Here is a 7,897-nt window from a genome sequence, read left to right on the forward strand (position 1 = left end):
AATATTTTTCATTTGTTTGATGGTTAAGTCTTGGTAAAAATAAGACTCATCATAAACAAAACCTATTCTATCCTTTATTTCTCTTTCAAATTTTATATTATCCTTTCCAAAGACCTCAATCGATCCAGAATCTCTTTTTAAAAGGTTCATGATTAACTTTATAGTAGTAGTTTTTCCAGAGCCATTAGGGCCTATAAAACCCATTATATAACCTTTTTTAAGTTCAAATGATACGTCTTCAAGTTCAAAACCTTTAAACTTCTTATTTAAATTAGTAACTTTTAGCATACTTAAACCTCCTCAAATAATATTTTTAACATTTCTTCTATTTCTTTAAAGTCTATACCAAGCAGTTTAGAATCCTTAACTACTTCGGTTAACTTATCTTCTATAATTTTTAGTTTCTTTTCCCTTAAAAGCTCCTTGTTTTGCATAGCAACAAAAGAGCCCTTTCCTTGCATAGTTTCTATAAATCCTTCCTTCTCTAGTTCTTCATAAGCTCTTTTAGTAGTAATAACAGATATCTGAAGATTACGAGCCAAGCCTCTAATAGAAGGAAGACTATCTCCTACATCCATTTGGCCTTTTATAATCATAGACTTTATTTGACTAGCTATTTGCTCGTAAATAGGACTAGAAGAAGAATTTGAAATTATAATTTTCACATCTTCACCTCACAAGTTTATATTTAACTGTTCATAGTGTGTATATACAGTATATGATTAGCATATACAGTTGTCAAGAAAAAAATAGAAAATAATATTAATCTAAGTTAGGATTTTTTTAAAAAATATGTAAGTTTACAAGGTAGTGGAAAAAGTTAATGAATATATAAGACATTTACCTGATTATGTAATATAATAAAATTGATTATTGCGAAAACTTCATGAAACTTTAATATTAAGGATGATTTTATGGAAAAGAAAATAGAAGGTTTTATATTTAAAATTAAAAAGAAAAATAGAAAGAGATTTGATTTGGATACCTTAGAAGATTATATTATAGATAGTTATAAAGGATACAATTCTTATTCAAGAAACGGTGGATATTTTAAATTTTATGAGGCGATTAATTTGCTTAAGGAAAAAGAATATATAAAAGAAATAAAATCTTCCCCTTATAATGGATTGAGTCCAGGATTAAAGATTAGATGGGAAATCATATCGAAAGAAGAAACCAATAGATGGGATAAAACAAAAATACTTCAATTTTCAGACCTACTAAACTTTAGTTACTATATAAGCAATCCAAAGTATCAAACAGATTTAGAGTGGGAATATATTGAGAATATATATAATTTCTTAAAATATAGAAATTCACGACAGTACTCTAGTGTGGAAGAAAGATCATTAGAACTATTTTACAATGAGAAGTTTTTAACTGGCAGAAAAGAAACAGCAAAGGGAAAATACGGCATATTAAGTAGACTAAAACTTTCCTACGAAGATTTAAAGATGAAAAGATATGGTGAAATGTTTGTTTATTGGAATCGCGGCATAAAAGAGATTAAAAACATAATAATTCTAGAAAACCACTCTACATTTTTTACATATAAAAGAATTGCAGAAGACGGAAGCAATATATTTGGTTTCCTACCAGATATTATTATATATGGTGGGGGTAAAAAGATAGAAAAAAGTTTTTCTTTTCTAGAAGAGCTTGCAGATATTTCAAAAGTAGAGGTTTTATATTTTGGTGATATTGACTCTGAAGGATTTGGTATATATAGCAGACTGAAAAAAAGATATCCAAAGGTAAGGATCAAGCTTCAATATGAAGCCTATAAACACTTAATATCAATAAGTGATAGACACTATCCTTTAGGAGAGCAAAAGAAAAAAGAAATATATTTAGAAACCTTTTTAGAGGAAATAAAATCTTTTTTAGATGATACTAGTCTTATTAAAATTAAACAAATCTGGGATGGAAATTTTAGAATACCTCAAGAACTTATAAATTATGAATATCTACAGAAGGTGAAAAAATGACTATAGAAAAAGGTTTCTTCAATAGAATGAAAAAACTACAACCTATACGTATGTTAGGTACTGGTATGGACTTGGGTGAATTAAATGAATATGCATATGAAATATGTTTTTTACTTATACACAATGTTTTTAAAAGAGAAATTAGTGAAAATCCAAATAGAACACGAAATGATATGGTATTTATAACAGAAAAAATTATTAGAGATATGAGTCTAAACTGTGACAGGGAAGTTATAGAAAGGATTGTAGATGGTACTCTCTGGTACAGAGAACCTAATAAACAAGAAGGCTTTAGTAGTAAAATATATAGTGAAAATGAAGGAGCTAAAGAAGAATACATATTTAGATATTTTAAAGTAGACAGAGAACATAGCCACTGGGATCAAGGTGGATCCACAGTATATATGTTATCTGAAGAAAGCCAAGAAATGATTTTTATAACCCGTGAAATCCTAGAAGAATTTGGATTCGATTTAGAGCAATTTTATACTTTACAGTTAATTAAAACAGGAAATTTTTCTAAAGCGAGAAATAGTATAGACAACTTGATAGCTAGAGTTAGAGTTTTAATAAATAGGGAGAAAGAATATAGACGTGATATTATAAGAGAGCCACAAAATATATTCTTTGATAAAAATATACGTGGTAGAAAAACAGAAGAAGAGATTAAAGAACAATTTGAAGACGAACAAAAAGTTTTTAAAAATATGTTTTCATGGCAAAATAGATATAAATCTCTGCCAGATGATAAAAAAAGAGAAGCTGAAATAATGTTTGATGATCTTGAAAGGGTAAGAGTACTCCATGATAATCTAGCAAAACATGTTATGGAGAATTTAGCTTTAGAATTGGAAATAAGAGTAAAACATCCAGAAAGCTTCTGGAATATATCAAATCTTAGCTTTAAAAAAGATGTTTGGCAAAATCATATAGTAAAAAATGGCTTAAAAAATATAGACGATTTGGAAAGTATAATTACACCTTTATTTTCTCCAGAAATAGAATTTATTTATCCTTTAGAATGGGCTTGGTCTGAGCAAATGGTAAAAACTAAAAAAAGAAAGATAAAGAAAGAATATATTTTAGAAGATGAAGAATGGATATTTAAAGATATTGATTGGGATTTGGTGGTAGAACTATATGAAGAAATATTTATATCTCTTCTTGAAAAAGGAGAGTATTGTATATTGTGGTTAAATGAAAAAAGTGAAGAAGATAAAGATAAGTGGTTAAGTCAAAAGGAAAATATTGATTTTTTTATGATGTTTGTAATATCTGAAACTCTTTTAGACTTAGAATATGTAGGCGAAGATGATAGGCTTAAACTCTTTAAATTACTATGCAAAAAAAATCCAAGATTAGAAACCCTAGAAAATAAAAAGGTTCTTTCTAAAATAGAAAATGTAAAAGAAAAACTTAACTGGGACGAATTATTTATATCCCCTTATACAATATATATAGAGGAGTGAAAATATGAGTTATACAAATGAAGATATAAACAAAGCAAGTGAACTATTTTTTCACCTACTAAATAATAAAATTCTACCTAATAGTGACATTTTAGCTAATGAGTTTTATGAAGATGATAGTGTTAGAGAAATCGTAAAAAGCATGGCTGAACAAGGGGGATTAAGGGTATTTGGAACTATGCAAAACTTGCATTTGGTAGCACAAGGAGAAGATTCAATATTTGCAACTACATATACTCATATGAAAAAAAGATATCATAAACTTGATAGGAAAAGACACTTTTATTTGGCAAATATTATTATATGTATCTATTTAGCAGAAATTGATAAAGAAAACAACTTTTCATTTAGAATTGAAGATGCGGCTATATCTTACTATAAATTAGAAGAAGTTATAACAAATACCTTGGACTCCTGGAAAAAGAGAAATGAGAAAGAAGATACATTCTCTAAGGAATTTGCTATTTCTATAGATGAAATATATAGTCTATGGACTATTGAAATGTCACATTCTAAAGAAGGAAAAGATGGTTTAGGATTTAGCTTATCATCCCAAACACGATTGGGATTTATCAATGAAGCTCTAAAACCTCTAGAACAAGAAAAGTTAATAATAAATCTGCATAAAGAAAACTTAATAATACCCAAAGATGAACTTTATGAGAGATTAGAACATCTCTACCATGATAAAGATAGATATAAAGAAATAATGGAAATAATTAAATTTACTAAGGAGGAAGAAGACAATGCCCAGACTATCGAAAATTAGATTAACTGGTTGTAGATATGAAGGCCTTCAGAAAGAACATGAAAATTCTATCTTTGATTTAAGCAAAAATAACAAAGCTGATCATAGCCTTTTCACCTTATGTAATGGTGGTGGTAAAGGGGTTATGATGCAGCTTATATTCCAGATTTTATTACCTAATACTAGATGGGGAAAAAACAATGGAAATAAGGTAATATCAATGTTTTATGACCAAAGAAATAACTTGCATCCATTTACATTTCATGTTGCTTTAGAATGGATATTAGACACAGTTCCAGAAAAAAGACTTATAACTGGTATATCTATAAAAGGTATAATGAAAAATGCTACAGCTGATGATGAAGAAAAGACAGGGTTATCTTACTTCCTATATACACATGAACATGAAAACAATAGTCCTTACACAATAGAAAACCTTCCTTTATATGATAAAGATACAAAAGAAGGTATGGATTTGGATAAAGTTGAAGACTTTATAAATAACAATAGCAGGGATTTTATAAAATATAGCAAGTCAAGTGTTAGAAGAAAAGATAGTGAATATTATAGTTATCTAGAAAGCAGAGGGATATATAGGAGTGAATGGCTTAATCTAAAAGCTATTAATAGGACAGAAGGTGGTTCAGGAGGTTATTTTATTGGTGCTGGGGACAATAAATCAATTTTTGATAAAGTTATCATTCCAGCTATCAGTGAAAATATTAAAAATTATTCCTATGATGATAAGGATAACTTAGTTGAAATGTTTAGAAGCAATTTATCTATAACTAAAGACTTACCTATCTTAATAAAAAGAGAAGGAGACTATAAAGAACTTTTAATTGGAATAGAACCTTTAATCATAAATGCAGATATGGGCTCTAGATATAGTGCTATTAAAGAAAGATTAATAAATGAAGGAAATGATATATATTTTATTTTAAATGATGAAAATTTATTTATTGATAAAGAAATTGAAAAATGGCAAAATGAACTTAAAAAATCTAAACAGGAAAAAGAGGAATTATTGTATAGGCAGGATAACTTGTATTACAATCAACATAAAATGGATATAAAATCCAAAGAAAAACAAGCTATCGATTTATCTTCAAAATTAAATAAAAAGAATATAAAATTTGAAGCTAAGAAGAAAGAAAAAAAATTATATGAAATAAATAAAGTTTTATATAATAGGAAAAGTGTAGAAAATGAAGTTGAAAGCAAAACAATAGAAAAAGAAAATCTTATAGGAACATTAAATATACCTAATATAAAAAAGAGAGCAGAAGACCTAGACGAAGAGATAGAATTAGAATGGGAAAAAACTAAAAATAGATGGATAAATATAGAAGCCCAACATTTAGCTTATATTAACTATACCAGTAATATAAAAAAAGAAAATGACTATAAGAAAAACAAATATATAAGCAAAATTGAAAGTCTTCAAAACGCTGTGAACAAATTCGAATTAAAAGAAGAAGAATTGTTAAACAAAAAAAAGAAGTTAGAAGAAACATACGATGCTTTAAGTTTAGGATTTCCTGATAGAATAATAGAAGATTTAATTAAAGCAAAAGAAAAACTGGAAGAAAAGATTAATAGTTTAAGCCATGAAATAAGTATTTATAATAAAAGACTAACTAAGCTAGATATGGAAAATATAAAGCTTAATTATGAAATAGAAAACAAAAAACAGGCTATTGAATTATTAAATAACAAAACTATTGAACAAGCAAAAGCTGAGTTGGAACTTTCTAAAAAAATAGCTAGCCAACTAACAGAAGAACAAGAAGGAGGATTGTTTACACATAGTTGGTTTAATAAAAAGCTAGATAAATTAGAAGGCCTTAAATCTGAAAAGGATATTAAACTGAACTCTATACAAAGAACTATATGGGAAAAAAGTATAGACAAACTATTAAATAAAGAAGACTACTTTATTCCAAATAAAGATATACTTTTAATAAAAGAAGAAATAAATAAAATAGGTATCAATGTACAAACTGGGCCTGAATATTTAAATAAAATAGATAAAGAAGATAGGATTGAGTTATTAAGTATTAATCCTGAATTCCTATATTCATTAGTTATAGGAAGCCAGAAAGATTGGGAAATAATCCAAAAAAATGCTAGTAATAATTTATTTGTTAACAATATGGTGCCCATATACATTCGTTCTCAAATGAATTCCAAAAATGATAATCCATTTAAAGTTTTACAAAACAAGGCTTATGATTTAGTAAATGAAGACAAATATATAGCTTGGAAATCTGAAATGGAATACAATATAGAAAGTTTAACTAAAACAGAAAGAAGTATTAAAGAAGACTTATTAAATATAAATCAAATAATTCAAGAAATAAAAATTATAAATATAAAAGATACAGCATTAATATTAAAACAAAAAATGGATAAAGAAAAAGATGAGAGATTAGAGATTTTAGAAAAAATTAGATTAATAGAAGAAGAAAAAACAAATATAAATATCGAAATAAATAAATCAGAAAGTAGATTGACTAAAAATAAAGAAAGATTAGAAGAAAATAAAAATCTTATCATACAAATAGAAGAGTATATGGAAAAAATGCAAGAGGTTCAAACAGAAAACATTAAAATGGAAAGTATAAAGGAAGAATTAGCAGAAATAAAAAACAATATTATAATACTAGATGAAGATAGTGATGAAATTACTTATAATCAAGATCAAACCAAAGAATCTTATTGGAGATGGAAGCTTAGCATTAAAAATATAATTGATGAAGTAAAAGAAGTATATAAAGATGCTGCTTATAATTATGAAAAAGATAATAAGTATTCCAACCATAAAATGCCGGCTTTTATAATAGAAGCTGATAAATTAAACTTTTTATTAGGGGAAAGAAAGCTAGTAGAAAAAGATATAACTACAAAGAATAGTAGTATAGCTGTTTTAGATACAGAAATAAAAGCTTTAGAAAAAGACCGTCGTAGATATATTAAAGAATTAGAAAAACTAAGTGAAAAGTGGTTTGAGTATGAGTATTTAAACTTAGCATTAAATGAATTGGAGATAATAATAAATGAATTAAAAAGAGATATTAAAAATATTGGCAAAGAAAAAATTGAAATTAAATCAAAATTAGATATTACTAATGGAAACATAGAAATGATGAAAAAACAGTTAAATAAAAATGAATCAGATATATTAAAAACTCATAATAAAGCACCAACAGTATTAGATATAGAGGATATAAACAGTAAGATAAATATAGTGAAAAGAGCTATTGTATCTAATGAAAGATATATATCTTCATGTGAAGAGATATTAAGAGAAAATGAACAAAGAAAGATAAAATATCAAATAAATTTAAGTAAAATAAAAACAGGATATAATCTTGAAATAGCTAAAGGAAAAACTAATAAAATTTTAAAAAACAAACTTGGAGAAAATCAAGATTTAATAATAGATGAATGGCTAAGAAATTGTGAAAGTAATAGAAAAAATATTAGTAAAACTATAGGCGATGGACAAGGGCTTATGGATAAATTTATTAAGAATATAGGAAATAAACTTGAGGAAAGCAAGCTAAGAGAAAAGATAATTTCTACAGTAAAAGATGCTAATATTATTAACTTTAATAATAATTTAATTTCATTTAAGGTAAGCGTAAAATAGGGTACACCTTTAAAAAGATATACCCTATATGTTAAAC

6 protein-coding genes are annotated in these 7,897 nt (G+C 26.4%); 4 read left to right on the top strand and 2 right to left on the bottom strand.

Features of this window, described 5'->3' with window-relative positions; all coding sequences use genetic code 11:
• A partial coding sequence (locus ACTHW2_RS08230; protein ID WP_442263465.1) for an ATP-binding cassette domain-containing protein occupies positions 1-288 on the bottom strand: 288 nt, incomplete at its 3' end.
• A gap of 2 nt (positions 289-290) precedes the next feature.
• Positions 291-665, bottom strand: coding sequence for a GntR family transcriptional regulator (locus ACTHW2_RS08235; RefSeq protein ID WP_442263466.1), 375 nt, complete (start codon positions 663-665; stop codon positions 291-293).
• Positions 666-914: 249 nt separating this feature from the next.
• On the opposite strand from ACTHW2_RS08235, the gene ACTHW2_RS08240 reads away from it, so the two are divergent.
• From ACTHW2_RS08240 to ACTHW2_RS08255, 4 genes are read left to right on the top strand one after another with little or no spacing between them, the layout of a single operon-like run.
• Positions 915-1,988, top strand: a complete 1,074-nt coding sequence (locus tag ACTHW2_RS08240; RefSeq protein WP_442263467.1) for a Wadjet anti-phage system protein JetD domain-containing protein — start codon at positions 915-917, stop codon at positions 1,986-1,988.
• Positions 1,985-3,457 (top strand): hypothetical protein, encoded by a 1,473-nt coding sequence (locus ACTHW2_RS08245; RefSeq protein ID WP_442263468.1) that lies wholly within the window; start codon positions 1,985-1,987, stop codon positions 3,455-3,457. The genes ACTHW2_RS08240 and ACTHW2_RS08245 overlap by 4 nt, the downstream gene beginning before the upstream one ends.
• A 4-nt stretch (positions 3,458-3,461) precedes the next feature.
• On the top strand, positions 3,462-4,226 hold the full coding sequence (locus tag ACTHW2_RS08250) for a DUF6063 family protein (protein ID WP_442263469.1): 765 nt from the start codon (positions 3,462-3,464) through the stop codon (positions 4,224-4,226).
• The gene (locus ACTHW2_RS08255; protein ID WP_442263470.1) at positions 4,204-7,860 is read left to right on the top strand and encodes a hypothetical protein; all 3,657 of its coding nucleotides are present in this window, start codon (positions 4,204-4,206) and stop codon (positions 7,858-7,860) included. Before ACTHW2_RS08250 ends, ACTHW2_RS08255 begins: the two co-directional genes overlap by 23 nt.
• The last annotated feature ends 37 nt before the right edge of the window (positions 7,861-7,897 follow it).

Origin of the sequence: Tissierella sp., from assembly GCF_052089545.1 — a bacterium.
Lineage (GTDB): Bacteria > Bacillota > Clostridia > Tissierellales > Tissierellaceae > Tissierella_A.

Excerpts from the sequence above, each read along its gene's own strand:
- ACTHW2_RS08245 (WP_442263468.1), top strand. The coding sequence starts at position 1,985 with ATGACTATAGAAAAAGGTTTCTTCAATAGAATGAAAAAACTACAACCT.
- ACTHW2_RS08255 (WP_442263470.1), top strand. The coding sequence starts at position 4,204 with ATGCCCAGACTATCGAAAATTAGATTAACTGGTTGTAGATATGAAGGC.
- ACTHW2_RS08240 (WP_442263467.1), top strand. The coding sequence starts at position 915 with ATGGAAAAGAAAATAGAAGGTTTTATATTTAAAATTAAAAAGAAAAAT.
- ACTHW2_RS08250 (WP_442263469.1), top strand. The coding sequence starts at position 3,462 with ATGAGTTATACAAATGAAGATATAAACAAAGCAAGTGAACTATTTTTT.